This window comes from Pseudomonas sp. LBUM1660, assembly GCF_059695935.1.
The window spans coordinates 537,145-553,739 of sequence record NZ_CP166795.1; the positions used below are offsets into that span (position 1 = coordinate 537,145).

At 59.5% G+C, this 16,595-nt stretch carries 13 protein-coding genes; 10 read left to right on the plus strand and 3 right to left on the minus strand.

Annotation, left to right across the window (positions count from 1 at the left end; genetic code table 11):
• The first annotated feature begins 119 nt into the window (after window positions 1-119).
• From ACA068_RS02515 to ACA068_RS02550, 8 genes are all read left to right on the plus strand, one after another.
• Entirely contained in the window at window positions 120-455 is a 336-nt protein-coding gene (locus ACA068_RS02515) for a YceK/YidQ family lipoprotein (protein WP_497307349.1), read from the plus strand.
• Window positions 456-618: 163 nt separating this feature from the next.
• Entirely contained in the window at window positions 619-2,376 is a 1,758-nt protein-coding gene (locus tag ACA068_RS02520; RefSeq protein ID WP_497307351.1) for a carbamoyltransferase family protein, read from the plus strand.
• A complete protein-coding gene (locus ACA068_RS02525; protein WP_497307353.1) occupies window positions 2,360-3,490 on the plus strand; it encodes a glycosyltransferase in 1,131 nt (376 codons plus the stop codon). Before ACA068_RS02520 ends, ACA068_RS02525 begins: the two co-directional genes overlap by 17 nt.
• Window positions 3,490-4,386, plus strand: coding sequence for an antimicrobial resistance protein Mig-14 (locus ACA068_RS02530; RefSeq protein WP_497307355.1), 897 nt, complete (start codon window positions 3,490-3,492; stop codon window positions 4,384-4,386). Before ACA068_RS02525 ends, ACA068_RS02530 begins: the two co-directional genes overlap by 1 nt.
• An 8-nt stretch (window positions 4,387-4,394) precedes the next feature.
• Entirely contained in the window at window positions 4,395-5,828 is a 1,434-nt protein-coding gene (locus tag ACA068_RS02535; protein WP_497307356.1) for a PIG-L deacetylase family protein, read from the plus strand.
• Between the two features lie 53 nt (window positions 5,829-5,881).
• Entirely contained in the window at window positions 5,882-6,766 is an 885-nt protein-coding gene (locus tag ACA068_RS02540) for a DUF6625 family protein (RefSeq protein ID WP_497307358.1), read from the plus strand.
• Window positions 6,763-7,917 carry a glycosyltransferase family 4 protein gene (locus ACA068_RS02545; RefSeq protein WP_497307359.1) on the plus strand — a complete coding sequence of 385 codons (1,155 nt, stop codon included), beginning with the start codon at window positions 6,763-6,765 and terminating at the stop codon, window positions 7,915-7,917. The genes ACA068_RS02540 and ACA068_RS02545 overlap by 4 nt, the downstream gene beginning before the upstream one ends.
• On the plus strand, window positions 7,914-8,798 hold the full coding sequence (locus tag ACA068_RS02550) for a glycosyltransferase (RefSeq protein ID WP_497307361.1): 885 nt from the start codon (window positions 7,914-7,916) through the stop codon (window positions 8,796-8,798). Before ACA068_RS02545 ends, ACA068_RS02550 begins: the two co-directional genes overlap by 4 nt.
• An 81-nt stretch (window positions 8,799-8,879) precedes the next feature.
• Here ACA068_RS02550 and ACA068_RS02555 read toward each other — a convergent pair whose 3' ends face one another.
• Window positions 8,880-10,097 (minus strand): acyltransferase family protein, encoded by a 1,218-nt coding sequence (locus ACA068_RS02555; RefSeq protein ID WP_497307363.1) that lies wholly within the window; start codon window positions 10,095-10,097, stop codon window positions 8,880-8,882.
• Window positions 10,097-11,959 carry an O-antigen ligase family protein gene (locus ACA068_RS02560; RefSeq protein ID WP_497307365.1) on the minus strand — a complete coding sequence of 621 codons (1,863 nt, stop codon included), beginning with the start codon at window positions 11,957-11,959 and terminating at the stop codon, window positions 10,097-10,099. The genes ACA068_RS02555 and ACA068_RS02560 overlap by 1 nt, the downstream gene beginning before the upstream one ends.
• 156 nt (window positions 11,960-12,115) lie before the next feature.
• Between ACA068_RS02560 and msbA the strand changes: the two genes are divergently transcribed.
• On the plus strand, window positions 12,116-13,918 hold the full coding sequence (gene msbA / locus ACA068_RS02565; protein WP_497307367.1) for a lipid A export permease/ATP-binding protein MsbA: 1,803 nt from the start codon (window positions 12,116-12,118) through the stop codon (window positions 13,916-13,918).
• A 173-nt stretch (window positions 13,919-14,091) separates the two neighbouring features.
• Window positions 14,092-15,516, plus strand: coding sequence for a bifunctional D-glycero-beta-D-manno-heptose-7-phosphate kinase/D-glycero-beta-D-manno-heptose 1-phosphate adenylyltransferase HldE (gene hldE / locus ACA068_RS02570; protein ID WP_131058771.1), 1,425 nt, complete (start codon window positions 14,092-14,094; stop codon window positions 15,514-15,516).
• Between the two features lie 101 nt (window positions 15,517-15,617).
• Here the strand turns inward: hldE and ACA068_RS02575 are convergent, their stop codons facing one another.
• On the minus strand, window positions 15,618-16,586 hold the full coding sequence (locus ACA068_RS02575; protein ID WP_497307369.1) for a metal ABC transporter ATPase: 969 nt from the start codon (window positions 16,584-16,586) through the stop codon (window positions 15,618-15,620).
• Window positions 16,587-16,595: the final 9 nt, after the last annotated feature.

Genomic DNA, 16,595 nt, shown 5'->3' on the forward strand with positions numbered 1-16,595 from the left:
GTCAACCGAGATTGAGGAGACAAGTTCTTGCGAACTGTCCTACATGATCCCCAGACCCCATGAACTGTGCCCTGAATAGCCGCGATGCTAGTTTGCCTGATGTTCACGGAGGGCAAATTTTGACCATAAAAACGGCTGTTGCGATCGGTACTATCTCACTGGCTTTATCAGGTTGCGGGACCGCACTGACGGTGCTGCAAGATGACGAAGACGCCACTCGCGGCCTGCGAAAACAAAAAACCTACTGCCAGTCCATCCCCCGCATGTACAGCGGCCTGGCCTACGACTTCTGCATCTTGAATGCCCCGCCTGATCCCACCGGCTTCCTTGTCCCCTTTGTGTTGCTGGACCTGGCCCTGTCGGGGGTCATGGACACCGTTTCCTTGCCCTATACGATTTATCGCCAGGCCACCGACGGCAATCTCGGTATTTACTGGCGGGCAGGTCGCGGATAAGCGGGATGCCACGCTTTCGTCCAGGAGGGCAATAAGCGCTGGGTCATTCCCGCCATGTTTACGCTATAATCCCGCCCTTTAGCTGTCTCTCGCCCCTTGCGAGGGGCACATTAATTTTTGAGGCGCTTGTCGCCTGCATGCAGACTAAAGAGGCTAGACCCCTGTGGCATTGACGATTCTTGGCCTGTCCGGCGCCCTTAGCCATGATCCTTCCGCAGCGTTGTACATCGACGGCAAGCTGGTCGCGGCGGCGGAAGAAGAGCGCTTCGTACGCGATAAACATGCAAAGAACCGCATGCCTTACGAATCGGCGAAGTTCTGCCTCGAGCAGGCGGGCATCAAACCGTCCGACGTAGACGTGGTCGCGATCCCGTTCGCCCCGATCAGCCTGTTCGGCAAGGCGCGCTGGCACTACGCCAAGCGTTACTGGTACGCCCCGGACCGCGCACTCGACGCGATCCTGATGGGCAATCGTCGCTACAAGCGCTATCGCAACAAGATCGTGTTCTGCCTCGAGCAGTTGGGTTTTGACCCGAAGAAAATCAAGATCGAACCTGTCGAGCACCACTTGGCTCACGCCTCCAGCGCTTACCACTGCTCCGGTTTCAAAGAGAAAACCGCGATCCTCGGGATCGACGGCAAGGGTGAGTACGCCACGACCTTCTTCGGTTACGGCGAGAACGGCAAGATCCACAAGATCAAGGAATTCTTCGATCCGGACTCCCTCGGCGGCTTGTATGGCGCGATCACCGAGTTCCTCGGTTTCGAGATGCTCGATGGCGAATTCAAGGTCATGGGCATGGCGCCTTATGGCGACCCGAGCAAATATGATTTCTCGCGCCTGGCCTCGTTTGAAAACGGCGAACTGGTGATCAACACCGACTACGCCAACGTCATCGGCCTGCGTCGCTATAAAGAGAAGGGCAAAGGCTTCTACTTCTCGCCGAAGCTGATCGAGTGGCTGGGGCCGAAGCGTGAAGGCGACATCGCCGACGAACCTTACATTCACTACGCGGCGAGCATGCAAGCGCTGTTTGAAAAAATCTCGCTGCAGATGATCGACCACTACCTGGGCGACGTGCTCAAGGAAACCGGCAAACTGGCCTTCGCCGGTGGCTGTGCGTTGAACGTCAAGCTCAACCAGAAAATCATCGCCCGTGACGACGTCACCGAGTTGTTCGTGCAGCCGGCGTCCGGCGATGCCGGTACGGCGGTCGGCGCAGCAGCCTATGTATCTCACGCCCGTGGCGTCCCGGTCGAGAAGATGGAACACGTCTACCTCGGCCCGTCGTACAGCAACGAAGACGTGATCGCCGCGTGCGCTCGTCACGCGAGCAAGCCGACCTGGCGCAAGCTTGAGAACATGCCGGAAAACATCGCCAAGATCATGGTCGATGGCAACCCTGTGGCCTGGTTCCAGGGCCGCATGGAGTTCGGTCCGCGCGCGTTGGGCGGTCGTTCGATCATCGGTTGCCCGAGTGCAACCGGCGTGGCTGACCGGATCAACCACCAGATCAAGTTCCGCGAGCGCTGGAGGCCTTTCTGCCCGTCGATGCTCGACACCGTCGCCCCGCAGATGATCAAGATCGATCACCCGGCGCCATTCATGACCTTCACCTTCGAAGTGGCGGAAGAGTGGAAGGCCCGCGTGCCAGAAGTCGTCCACGAAGACGGCACTTCCCGGGCCCAGGTGCTCAAGCGCGAATACAACCCGCGCTACTACGACATGATGAAGGCGCTGGAAGTACTGACCGGCAACGGCGTGTCGCTGAACACCTCGCTCAACCGTCGTGGCGAGCCGATGATCTGCTCGCCGACCGACGCGCTGAACATGTTCTTCGGTTCCGATCTACAGTATCTGATCATGGAAGACATCCTGGTGGTCAAAGAGGGCGCCAACGCTTATGACACGCTCGGCTGAACGCCATGTGTTGCAGTTCTGCCACGGCTATGACGGGCCGTTCCTGGACTGTGCCCGGCAGTACGCCAGCCTGTTCGCGGGGACGGGTTATCGGGTGACCACGGTTTTTTTGACCGGGGTCGCCGATAGCGAAGTCGCCGCGAACTGCGCTTCCGATGAAGTGCTATTCATGGAATACAGCTCCAAGGCCATTCGTGGCCTGAAGCTGGGCGCCATCGGCGATCTGCGCAAGATCGCCGCCTCGCGCAATTTCAGTTTCTGCATTGCTCACCGCTTCAAGCCGATCTACATCGCCTTGCTCGGCACCTCGCTGCCGGTGATTGGTGTGCATCACGCGTTTGACGATTACAAACGCGGCACCCGCAAACTCTTCGCGCATATATTCCGCAAGCGCCTGAGCCTGCTCGGGGTCTCCGATGCGGTGCGTGACAACATGCGCCGTTGCCTGCCGAAATGGCCGGCCGGGCGGATTCAGACGCTCTATAACCGTGTGGATGTGCCGGCGTTGCAGACCAGTCAGGTGTCGGTCCGAGAGGCCCGGGAAACCCTCGGTCTGTCGGCGGATGCCTGGATTGTCGGTAACGTCGGGCGGCTGCATCCGGACAAAGACCAAGCCACGCTGCTGCACGGATTTGCCGAGGCATTGCCGGGCTTGCCGGGCAACAGCCAACTGGTGATCCTCGGCAGCGGTCGACTGGAACAGGACCTCAAGGCCCTGGCCCGTGAACTGGGAATCGGCGACCGCGTGCTGTTCCTCGGCCAGGTGCCGGATGCCCGTCGCTACTTCCGTGCCTTTGATGTGTTTGCCCTGAGTTCTGATCACGAACCCTTCGGCATGGTGCTGCTCGAAGCCATGGCCGCCGGCGTCCCGTTGCTTGCCACCGCGTGCGGTGGGGCCAAGGAAGTCGTTGAAGGCGTGGGCATTCTGTTCCCGCTGGGCGATGCCGAACACTTGGCCCAAGGTCTGCAACATCTGGCCGCGATGGACGACCAGCAACGTCACCAGTGCGCCGAGCTGATGCTCGATCGCCTGCGTGAACGATTCTCCGACCGCGCGGTACGCGATGCTTTCTGGCATTTGCCACACGTCACAGAACTGGCACCGAGGGGCTGATGCTCAACCGATTTCAAGGCTGGCGCGAACGAGGCTGGGCGGTGGTCGACGCCTCGACTTATGCACAGGCCTGGCAACGTTTTGGCGGCAGCGTCGCGACTCACCCTCTGGTGGTTGAACGTCTGGCACAGTTGGCCGACATCCCGGTGCGTTACCTGGCCTGGGAGCAAAACGGTGAAGTGAAAGCCGCCATCCCGACCTGGGGCCGCGACCTGGCGCTGTCCAAAGACGTGCTCAAACGCCGCGGTAAAAAAGGGTTGTTCGACCTCGGCAATGCCGAGTTGATCCTGCCGGCCGCCGCTGATGCGCAAGCACCGCTGCGCCATCGCGGACGTTATTTGTCGGCGCTGAACGAAGGCCGTTTCACCGACATCAAGTTGCAGGCCGAACAACTGGCCATGGCCCGCACGCCCGAAGAACTGTCGAAAAAATTCCGCTATAACCAGCGCCGTGAATTGCGTCTGCTGGAAGAGGCGGGCGGGGTGGTGCGGCCGGTCGCCGAATTCTCCAGTACTGAGCTGGCCGCGATCTACTGCGACCTGTTCCAGCGCCGCTGGGGCTTCCCGGCCACTGGCGCGGAACGTATGGGCGAGGTGATCGAGCTGCTGCGCGACTTGCTGATCGGCTCGGTGATTTTTCTCAACGATGCACCGATCGCGATTCAACTGGTGTACCGCGTCGAAGCGCCGGAGTGGATCAGCGTCGAGTACATCAATGGCGGCGTCGACCCCGAAACGCGCGAGTTCAGCCCCGGTAGCGTGCTGAGTTTCCTCAACACCCAAAGTGCCTGGGAACACGCACGCGCCCTGGATAAACCCTTGCGGTTTTCCTTCGGTCGCGCCGACCGGGAATACAAGGACCGCTGGTGCAATCCTGTGCCGGTCTTCACCGTGTGAGTGAACCCATGAGTCGCAAACAGCAACTGCTCAAGCGCCATCGGCGCAACAAACGCATCGGCCTGTTGATCGCGCTGGTGCTGTTGATTGCCATCGGCGTGCTGGTAGCGTGGTGGTTGCCGCTGGTACTCGGGGTACTGGGCTGGATTGCCCACGAGGCGTGGTTCGCCGACCATTTGTTCTATTCGCCAAAAGACGATTACCAATACAGTTTTCCGCCGTACACCCCGCAGCCCAAGGTGCATCTGGACGGTGAGCGTCTGCGCCTGGACGAAGGCGTGATGCTGGTCGACGAAGCAACGCTGGTGTTGGCGCTGCGTTTAAAAAGTACATGGCTGGGGCGATTTATCGACCCGGTGGTCGAGTTGCTGGGTGGCGATAACCCAGACCGGCAAACCTTTGAACGCGGTGTGAATGGCCTGCGCTACCTGAACCTCAGCGGTCAGGCGCAAGTGTTGTCGCGGGGCGAGTTGCGCCTGCACGGACGCTTCTGCCGCCTGCTCGGAGAGCCGGTGCTGTGGGCGCTGGAGCAACCGGATTACCGCCGTCAGCGGGTGATGGTGATCGCGCCTCACGCCGACGACGCCGAACTGGCTGCCTATGGTTTGTACAGCCAGGCCGATGAAGCCTGGATCGTCACCCTAACCGCCGGTGAAATCGAAGCCGAACACTATCAACAGCTGGGCCTGAACAAAGTCGAGGCCGCCCGACTCAAGGGCCGTTTGCGCGCCTGGGACAGCATCGCGGTGCCGCGTTGGGCGGGTGTGCCTGAAGCGAATTGCGTGCAGCTGGGTTATTTCTGCCTGCAACTGGCGGCGATGCAAGCCGCGCCAGCGCAGCCGATGGGTTCGCGTGAAGCCGAGTTGAGCGACACCCGCGTGTATCGCAAGTTGAATCCGTTTGCCCTGCCGGGCGACATCGACGGCGCACCGACCTGGAACAACCTGCTGGCTGATTTACGCGAATTGCTGTTGCGGGCTCGACCTGAAGTGATCGTGCTGCCGCACCCGACCCTCGACCCTCATCCCGATCATATCTGCGCTCAGCAAGCGGTCCTCGAAGCGCTGAAGGGTCTGGAGTGGCAGCCGACCACGTTACTGGGCTACGCCAATCATCTGCACGACAACGACCGCTGGCCGATGGGCGATGCGGGGCATGGCATCGCCTTGCCGCCGGCCTTCGACTCCACCACACCGATGCAGCCTTGCTGCCTGCCGCTGTCGCTGGACCTTCAGCGTGATAAAGCCATGGCGCTGAGCATGATGCACGACCTGCAACCGCCCATGCCGTTCAAGCGACGTTTGCGTCGGTTGATACAGCGCTTGTTGGCCCGTAGAGTGCCGCCCCTTTATGGCGAGAACGAATTTTTTCGCAAGGCGGTCAGACGCCATGAGTTGTTATGGCTTTTGAAACATGGTGAAACATCTCGACAGCAGAAATGATGTACTTCGCTGTCTAGCATGGCCGCGTCTTAAACAACTGCAGTGAATCTTCTGTGACCAACTCACTCCCGCGCATTGTTTTTCTGATTCCGTATTTCGGCCAATGGCCGTTCTGGATGCCGTTTTTTCTGGAGAGTTGCCGTCGCAATGCCGACATCGACTGGTTGCTGTTCAGCGACTGCGGCACGCCCGAGAATCTGCCACCCAACGTCACTGTCGAGTGCATGACGTTCAGGGAATACTGTGGGCTGGTGTCGCAACGACTGGATATCGACTTTGCACCGGCTGCGGCTTACAAGCTCTGCGACATCAAGCCGGCGCTGGGGCATATTCATGCCGACCGGCTGCAAGGCTATGATTTCTGGGGGTTCGGCGATATTGATCTGGTGTATGGTGACCTGCGAAGTTACTTCACCCTGGATCGGCTGGCCGCTTATGACCTGTTCTCGACTCACGAGCGACGGGTGGCAGGGCATCTTTGCCTGATGCGCAACAACGCCCGCAAGCGTGAGTTGTTCATGCAGATGAAGGACTGGCGAAAGCGCTTCACCGATCAGGAGCATCATGCGCTGGACGAGGGCGCATTCAGTCGGATCTTCCTCTGGCGCAAGAATTTCCCCGAGCCATTGTTCACCTTGGTGGGCAAGTTCAATCCGTGGCGTCGGCGCAGCGAATTCACCGAGGCGTTCAGCACCCCGGGTGGCTGCATCAAGTGGCACGACGGTACGGATGATTTTCCGCATCACTGGTATTGGCGAAATGGCTGTTTGAGTAATGATCGCGATGGCGATCGCCGGTTTCCGTATTTCCACTTCGTTTGCTGGAAACGCAACGAGTGGTCACGGTTGCCTCCACCCGATCCAGCTGAGGTCAGGCGTATTGCCGCCGAACCGGCCTGGGTCATCGATGCGACTGGTTTTCACCGGGGAGAGTTATGAGTCAACGGTCAAAGGTTCTGCAATTGCAGCCTGACTACAACGTCAAAGCCCATGATTTTGCCGACCTCGCGGAGCAGATCGTCAAGGCGCTGCCGAGTGATCGCTATGAAGTCACTGCGGCATTCCTGCGTGGCAAGCCCGGGCCAGGCGAGGCTGTGAGCCGGGCTGACCGTTCGGTGTATTTCGAATTTTCCGACAAGTCCCTCAAGGGCATGCGCCTGCGGGCGATGTGGGCGCTGTACAAGTTTTGCCGCGCAGAAAAATTCGACGTGGTGATTTGTAACCGCTTCAAGCCGGTGAACATGATGCTGACGCTCAACCGCTGGTTGAAAGTCCCGCTGTGCATCGGCATTTCCCACGGTTTTGGCGAGTACGACCGGTTTTACCGGCGCCGCCAGACCCAGCGCCTGATCGATCGTCACTGGCGCTTTGTCGGTGTGTCGCCGGCGGTCAAACAGTACCTGCTGGACTGTGACTGCGGTTTCACCGACCAGAATACTTACGCCATCACCAACGCCATCGACATCGAACAGGCCGAAGGCTTGCAGCACAGCCGCGAGCGCGCCCGCGAATTGTTGGGCATCGATCCGTCGGTGCGTTTGATCGGGGCGTTGGGTCGCCTGGTGCCGGTCAAGGGTCACACCTATCTGTTGCAGGCGTTTGCTGCCCTCAAAGACAAATACCCGAACACCCAGTTGGCGATCATCGGTGCCGGCCGCGAAGAGTCGCGCCTGAAAGCCGAAATCGAAAGCCTGGGCCTGACCGGTCGCGCACACCTGCTGGGCTTCAAGGAAATCGCCTTGCAGTACATCCGCGCGTTCGACATCTGGACCATGCCGTCCCTGGCTGAAGGTCTGGGGCTGGCGCTGCTCGAAGGCATGAGCGGACATCTGCCGGTGATTGCCTCCAGCGTGCCGGCCATGCTGCCGCTGATTGAAGGCGCGGGTGGGCTGACGATTACACCGAAGGACGTGCCGAGCCTGGTCGCGGCGCTGGATAACTACCTCGGGCTGTCGGATGACGAGCTCAAGGCCAAGGGCGAGCAGTCCTACCGTTATCTCCAGGAACAACATGACATCGAGGTGTTCCGTCAGGAATACCTGAACCTGATCGACTCTGGCCTGGAACAGGCCCGCAAGGAACAACCATGAGCGACGCCCAACCCCTCGTATCTGTCATCATTGCGTCGTACAACCACGCTCCCTATATCGAGGAAAGCATTCTCAGCGTCCTCAACCAGACCTATAAGAACATCGAGCTGCTGGTGGTCGATGACGGTTCCAAGGATGACAGCGTCGAGCGGATCAAGGCATTGCAGGAGAAGCACGGTTTCGATTTCCGGGTTCAACAGAACCAGGGGTTGACCAACACCCTCAATGCCGCCATTGCCCGTTCAAAGGGCAGCCTGATCGTACCATTCGGCTCCGACGACATCATGCTGCCGGAGCGCATCGCGACTCAGGTGGCGTACATGGATGGCAAGCCCGAGGTCGGTATCTGCGCCGGCAACATCGAGCTGATCGATGCCGACGGCAATCTGTATCCCGAGAAGCGCCAGCGCCGTGATGTGCCGTTCCGTCGTCTGGATTTCGATGACATGTTCCTGGAGCGCAAACCCTATCCCCCCGCGCCAACCCTGATGATCCGCCGGGAAGCGCTGGACAAGGTGGGTGGGTTCGATCCGAACATTCGCCTGGAAGACTTGCTGATCGAGCTGAAGGTGACCCGTGCGGGTTACTTTATCGATGGCCTGAATGTGCTGATGGCGCGCTATCGCAAGCACGCCACCAACTCCTACAAGAACCATCGCTTCATGGTCGACAACATCCTGCGCTCCTACGCGCTGTTCAGCGATCATCCGCTGTACGACGAGGTGCGTTACAAATTCCTGAGTTCGATGTTCCTCAAGACCGCCAACCGTGATCGCAAGCTCGCCCGCGAGCTGCTGGCGCAGATCCCGTTCAGGGCCTGGAACAAGAAGACCTGGCGCGGTCTGGGGCGACTGTATTTCTCGCCGCTGGAAAAAGACTGAGGTCGTGACGCGATGTAGCAGCCGGACGCAGGCTGCTACCTAGAAAGCGTTGCCTGCTTCAGAAAGGGCGCGTTGAAAGCTTCAGCGAGCGATCTTCTCCGCCAGGCTCTTGTCGGCCTTTTTGCCTTGGCGCAGCCACTGCAAGACCTTCTTGCCGGCCGCCATGCCCGGCTTCTCTACATACAGGAACGTCAAGCTGCTGATGACGATCAGCAGGCAAGTGCATACGGCCAACAGCGACAGATAGGTCCAGGTGTCACGAGCGTCCAGGTGCAGCACCAGCGGCAGGCGTTGCACCATCACCCACAGCACGAACCCGTGCAGCAAATAGGTGCTGTAGCTGATTTCCCCGAGCCAGCGGATGCTGCGCGGTTTGAGAGCGCCGAACAGGCTGTTGCCGGATGCCACGATCACGAAAAACAGTGACATGAGCAGCAGCGGCTTCGGGCTGAACGCGCGGTTGAATGCCGTAAAGGCAATCGCCAACGCCAGCAACGCGATAATCCCCGCCATGCGCGTCTGACTCCAGGCCACCAGTTGTGGCCGGCGAATCCAGTACGCGGCGCCGATGCCGCCGAGGAAGCTCGCCAGGAAGTGTTTTTTCAGCGAATGCTCCCAGCCGACCAACTGGTAAAGGGCATAAATTCCGATCAGGCACAGCACCACTTGCAACCAGCTGCCACGGTAGATGAACACCATGGCGGCGAGGGGCAGGGCGAGATAGAAAAACACCTCGTAGCCCAGGGTCCAGGTGACGTTGGAGATCAGCATGCCGGTTTGGTGGTACTGGTTGACGTCCGGTCGGTCGAACGTCAGCCAGGCCAGTATCTGCCCCGCCAGTTGGATGCCGGGGTCCCTGAGTTCCCAGTTCTGCATGTAGAACACCGTGACAAATACAATCAGCATCAACGGCAGGTACAACGGGTAGAGGCGAAACACCCGAGAGACTGCGAAGGCCAGCCAGTCGTGTTGACGTCCCTGAGTGAGCAATCGGTTCCAGAACAGAAAACCGGTGATCATGAAAAACAACGCGACGCTGGCCTGGCCAAGCTGCGAGTAGAAGTTGCTCGGCGGAAATTCGATAACACCGGTGCGCAGGAAGATCCAGGTGATAACCGAATGGTGCACGAACACACCAAACGCCAGATAGCCGCGTAGCCCATCAATGCTGGCAGAGCGGCTTTCACCTGAATGCTCCAGGTGACGGGCGATTTTCGGAACGGCGCGCCACAACAGGGCGGCAGTCAAGATGGCGAGCAGATAGGCCGCCAGCGCAATGAGCGGGTTGGTTTCAGTCATCAATGAACCCGGGCCGGGGAACTCCCGGCCAGCACCTGCCTGTGCAGGTTATCAACAGCGGATTTCGACGCCATCATGGCGTATCCCTGGAGCAGCGCTTCGAAATGGTCTTCGAACAACCAGCGCTTATCCACCGTGTAGCGCTGCATATGGCGCAGATTACGCTGACGCAGGGACAGGCTCAGCGACGAAGGATAAATACGCATGTCGGCCACATCAATCAGGCCGAACTCGCCATCTTCCAGCACCAGCACGTTACCCAGATGCAGCGAGCGGAAATAGACACCCTGTTCATGCAGTTGCGCCATGAATTTGCCGAACCGCTCTACCAGCGCCTGACGTACCGCCGGTGCGGTAATGCCTTGCAGCACCTGACGCAGCGTATTGCCCGGCAGTGGAGAGTAGTGCACGGCGCTGCTGCCATCGTCGAGCCGATACAGGTCAAGGATTTTCGGGGTGGGAATACCCAGGTTGCGCAATTGCTCGCTGTTGACCGCAAAGCGTTCGGAATAGGGGTTGAAGCTGCCCGAGGTGTACCAGCGACGGCGGCGGAACAGCTTGAGAAAGCTGCCATCGACCAGGCGCAGGACTTTGGGGCCCAGGCCATCTTCTTCAATGATTTGTGCGTCGCTGATCAACTGCTGTTGAGCGGTGGGCGTCAGCGTCTTGACAGGTATTGCCAGCAGGCGTCTGGCGCGCTGGTTGATGCTCAGCGCAGCGATCAGCGCCAACGGAATCCACAGCAGGAACCAGTGCTCCTTCGGTCGGGAAATGATCCCGCCACCTTCGGTCAAACCCGCGCCAATGCCGAATACCAGCCAGGTCGAGGCGATGATCAGCAGCGGTTGCACCCGTTGCCGCCAGCTGCTCAACAGCCCCCAGGCCTGGAAAAACAACCACGGCAGAAGACCGAGAATACCCACGTAATAGAGCACGCCCAAGGCGAAGCTGTGAGGTTCCTGCAAGCTATAACCAACACCGGGATCCACGGTCAGGCTGGCGTTGTAACCATGACCAATCCACGGATGATCGGCGATTTTACCGAGCACCATCTGCCAGATTTCGAAACGATAGGAGTCGCCTCGCAGAATGATCATCTGCGAAAACACGAGTATTACCAGCGCCCCGGCGACGGCCAGGGCGCCCAGCAGGACCAGGGAACGACGGCCCCAGCAGATGACGCTTAACCACAGCGAGGCCATGGTCAGCGCAACCAGCGGGGTTCTGGAGCCGGTCGCAATTACTGCGGCGAACATCACGGCCATCGCCGGGATGCTCAGCCAGAGCATCTGCCGACGTTTGCAGGTCATGCTATAGCTCAGCCAGTACGCGCAGAAAAAGCCAAACATGTGAGAGCTGAGCAATGGATTGTCGAAGGCGCCACCGCCGACCAGTCGCAATCCGGGCTCGTAGACTCGGGTGAACATGAACAAATCGTAAACTGTGCCGATCAGACCCACTAGTGCGGCGCTGAACAGCAGCGGCTGGAGGATTTCGCTGCGGTAACGCACCAACAGGTAGCAACCCGCGAACAGCAGCAAGGTATGCAGCGGGGGTTTGAACTGGGCGGCGATGCGTTCGCTGCCTGGCCCCCAGCACAAACTGATCAACGCCCAGGCGGCAAACAGAAACACCGCAATAAAGATCGGCTCTCGGAGTAATTCCTTGAATTCACGAGGCCGCAAACAAAGGGCAATCAGCGCTGGAATGCTGAACAACCCATAAAAAAGCTTGTGGTGCAAACTTCGTCCCGGCAGGAAAAACAGCGCACAAAGGAGCAGGAAATAGCCGACCGGAAGAATCCAGAGGCAAATGAAATCGAAGACTCGATTGGAAACGTTATTGAAACCGCTGAGTTGCATGCTGAGAGATTCAATCCTGAAGTTGATCGGCCATTTTGGGGTGATGGCTATTTGACGCTTAATCTGACGCCTAACAATAACAGCCTTTATGCGATTGCCAGAACCCTGAGGAAGCTGTGCTAAAGTCAGCGTCCTTTTTATCGACATTCGCGTGATATGACCGACTCCAGTCTCTCCGCAAGCCCTTCGAGCTTGAAAATCTACTTCCGTCTGCTCGGCTATGTCCGGCCGTATATCAGTCTGTTTCTGATCAGCATCGTCGGTTTTCTGATTTTCGCTTCGACGCAGCCAATGCTCGGCTACATCCTCAAGTACTTTGTCGACGGCCTGTCCAACCCCGAGGCAGTGCTGTTTCCAACCGTGCCTTACCTGCGTGACCTGCAACTGCTGCAGGCGGTGCCGTTGCTGATCATCCTGATCGCCGCGTGGCAGGGGCTGGGATCTTATCTGGGCAACTACTTTCTGGCCAAGGTTTCCCTCGGGCTCGTCCATGATTTGCGTGTTCAGTTGTTTAATAACCTGCTGGTTTTGCCCAATCGGTATTTCGACAAGCATAACTCGGGTCATCTGATTTCACGCATCACCTTCAACGTGACGATGGTCACCGGGGCGGCCACAGATGCGATCAAGGTCGTAATCCGAGAAGGCATGACGGTCATCTTCCTGTTCGCCTCGCTGCTGTTCATGAACTGGAAGCTGACGCTGGTGATGGTTGCGATCCTGCCGTTGATCGCTGTGATGGTGCGCACCGCGAGCAAGAAATTCCGCAAGCAGAGCAAAAAAATCCAGTTGGCCATGGGTGACGTGACGCACGTGGCTTCGGAAACCATCCAGGGCTATCGCGTGGTGCGCAGCTTCGGCGGCGAAGTCTACGAAGAAAAGCGCTTTTACGAGGCCAGTCAGGGCAACACCGACAAACAACTGCGAATGACCCGTACCGGCGCCATCTATACGCCGTTGTTGCAACTGGTGATCTACAGCGCCATGGCGGTGCTGATGTTCCTGGTGCTGTACCTGCGCGGCGATGCGTCGGCCGGTGATATGGTCGCCTACATCACCCTGGCCGGCCTGCTGCCCAAGCCGATCCGCCAATTGTCCGAAGTCAGCTCGACTATCCAGAAAGGTGTGGCTGGTGCCGAGAGCATCTTCGAGCAGCTGGACGTCGCCCCGGAAGTCGATACCGGCACGGTCGAGCGTGACGCCGTTAGCGGTCGTCTGGACGTGCGCCACTTGAGCTTCACCTACCCGGACACCGATCGCCAGGTACTCGACGACATCAGTTTCTCGGTCGAACCGGGGCAAATGGTGGCGCTGGTCGGGCGTTCGGGCAGCGGCAAGTCGACGTTGGCGAACCTGATTCCGCGTTTCTATCACCACGACAAGGGCGAGATCCTGATCGATGGCGTTGAAGTGGAACAGTACAAACTGCTGAACCTGCGCAAGCACATCGCCCAGGTCACCCAGCACGTGACGCTGTTCAGCGACACTGTGGCCAACAACATTGCTTATGGCGATCTGGCCGGCGCGCCTCGTGAAGACATCGAAAAAGCGGCGAGAGACGCCTATGCGATGGACTTCATCGCACAGTTGCCCGAAGGCCTGGACACTCAGGTCGGCGAGAACGGCGTGTTGCTGTCCGGCGGTCAGCGCCAGCGCCTGGCGATTGCCCGGGCCCTGTTGAAGAACGCACCGTTGCTGATTCTCGACGAAGCCACCTCGGCCCTCGATACTGAATCCGAGCGGCATATTCAGGCGGCACTCGATCAAGTCATGAAAGGCCGGACCACCCTGGTGATCGCTCACCGGTTGTCGACCATCGAGAAGGCGGACCTGATTCTGGTCATGGATCAGGGCCGGATCGTCGAGCGCGGCACCCATGCCGAACTCCTCGCGCACAACGGTTACTACGCTCGACTGAACGCCATGGGCCTCGACGCCCCGGCCGAAGACATCGCCTGACCCTTGTTCACCGGGCGTGCAATGCGCCCGGTGATTTGTATCAGTTATCAGTATTTTTGCTCAATAAATGATCAGATTTACGTGTCGAATCATCCCGTTGCAGCCGTCGCGCAAGCCAGTGCCAACCCTGTGGTAATATCGCGCCCCTGTTCATTTTGTATGTGGGTTGCTCCATGAAGTTGTCCATGCCGCGATTCGATCAAGCCCCTGTCTTGGTGGTCGGCGATGTCATGCTCGACCGTTACTGGCATGGTGGTACCTCACGGATTTCCCCTGAGGCGCCGGTGCCGGTAGTCAAGGTCGAGCAAATCGAGGACCGCCCGGGCGGTGCCGCCAACGTTGCGTTGAACATTGCCGCCCTCGGCGCACCGGCCTCGCTGGTCGGCGTGACCGGCGATGACGAAGCGGCCGACAGTCTGGCCAACAGCCTCAAGGGCGCTGGCGTACGGGCGTTGTTCCAGCGCATCGCGCACCAGCCGACCATCGTCAAGCTGCGGGTCATGAGCCGTCACCAGCAACTGCTGCGTATCGACTTCGAAGAACCCTTCGCCACCGATGCCCTGGCGCTGGGTGAGCAAGTCGATGAGCTGCTCGAAGGCATCAAGGTGCTGGTGCTGTCCGATTACGGCAAAGGCGCGCTGAAAAACCATCAGGTGCTGATCCAGGCCGCTCGTGCCCGTGGCATTCCGGTGCTGGCCGATCCCAAGGGCAAGGATTTCTCGATTTATCGTGGTGCGAGCCTGATCACGCCGAACCTCAGCGAATTCGAAACCATCGTCGGCGGTTGCGCCGATGAGCATGAGCTGGTGAGCAAGGGCGCGCAGTTAATGCACGACCTGGACCTCGGCGCGTTGCTGGTGACCCGTGGCGAACACGGCATGACGCTGCTGCGCCCGGACCATCCGGCGCTGCACCTGCCGGCCCGTGCGCGTGAAGTGTTCGACGTGACCGGTGCCGGCGACACGGTGATTTCCACGCTGGCGGCCGCGATTGCCGCGGGCGAAGAGCTCCCCCACGCGGTGGCTCTGGCCAACCTGGCGGCGGGCATCGTCGTCGGCAAACTCGGTACGGCGGCGATCAGTGCCCCGGAACTGCGTCGTGCCATCCAGCGCGAAGAAGGTTCCGAGCGCGGTGTGCTGGGCCTTGAGCAGTTGTTGCTGGCGGTCGACGATGCGCGTGCGCATAAAGAGAAGATCGTTTTCACCAATGGCTGCTTCGACATCCTGCACGCCGGCCATGTGACGTACCTCGAGCAGGCGCGCGCCCAAGGTGATCGTCTGATCGTTGCGGTTAACGACGATGCCTCGGTCAGCCGCCTGAAAGGGCCGGGTCGTCCGATCAACAGCGTCGACCGTCGCATGGCCGTACTGGCCGGACTGGGCGCAGTGGATTGGGTGATCAGCTTCCCTGAAGGCACCCCGGAAAATCTGCTGCGCGAGGTCAAGCCGGATGTGTTGGTCAAGGGCGGGGATTACGGAATCGACCAGGTGGTCGGCGCGGACATCGTGACCGCTTACGGCGGAACCGTGAAAGTGCTGGGGCTGGTGGCAAACAGCTCGACCACCGCGATTGTCGAGAAAATCCGCAAGTCTGAGTGATGCCATAAAAGATCGCAGCCTCGTTTCACTCGACAGCTCCTACAGGGAATCGGATCTCATGTAGGAGCTGTCGAGTGAAACGAGGCTGCGATTTCTTGCTTCTAAGAGCTGACTTTCTTGCGTGGCACAATTTTCTTCAGCAGTAGCTTTGCCTTCCCACGCAACCGCGCTAAACCGGAATCCTTCCCCGGCGGGCTCAACCCCTGCTGCCGTACCCAATCCTTCCAGCGTATCCGCTCATCCCGCACCAGCCAGCCTTCCTGCTGGGCAAAGCTCTCCGCCAAATACAACCCGCGGGTACTCGCCGGGTACAACTGATCCTTTTTCAAGGTATACAGCTCGGCCATCGGCTGGCCGTCCTGCAGCGGCATCAAATACAAATCGGGGCGCTTGCGGTCGAGTCGGGCCACCAGTTGATCGCCCTCCAGTCGCTCATCGACATGAAACAGGCTCAGGGACTTGGCTTCCTTGGCTACGTCCAGGCGCAAGTCATAGATCAATTGCAGCGAGGCCGTTGGCAAATGCACGTAAGCCCGTGGACGTTCGATTAACTGCATCTTGGCGCAACGCACGGGTCGCGCGGAGCCGGACAACGGCGTCAGGCGAAAGGGCAGCGCCTCGCGATAATGCAGCGCGCAGGAGTAGGGCGCCGGCAGCCAGGTGTCATTGAACCGTCCGCCGAGCCAACCTTCCGGGGTTTCCAGCAGGCACTCTTCGGCGATCTCCTGGATCGCCGTATGCAGCGGCAGGTTCAGCTCGTGGGCCGGCACGTAACCGGAGATCAACTTGAGCACCACATCGCCGCGGTCTTGCCGGCGCTGGCGCACCAAGACCCAGTAATCGCGATTCTGCCAATGCAGGGTCAGGCGCACCGAAACCCCAAGGTTGGCCAGTTCCAGCGCGAAGCGCTCAGTGTCGGGCACCGTCACCGGACGGCGACGTTGCAGGGTCTGGGAGAAATTGAGCGGCATCCCGACGCTCTGATAGCTCAAGCCTTCGGGAGTCGCTTCGACGTACAACGGCAGGGTCTTGAAGTTGCTCGGGTTCTTTCTTATGAGCGTGCGCGGCATGTCGGCTCC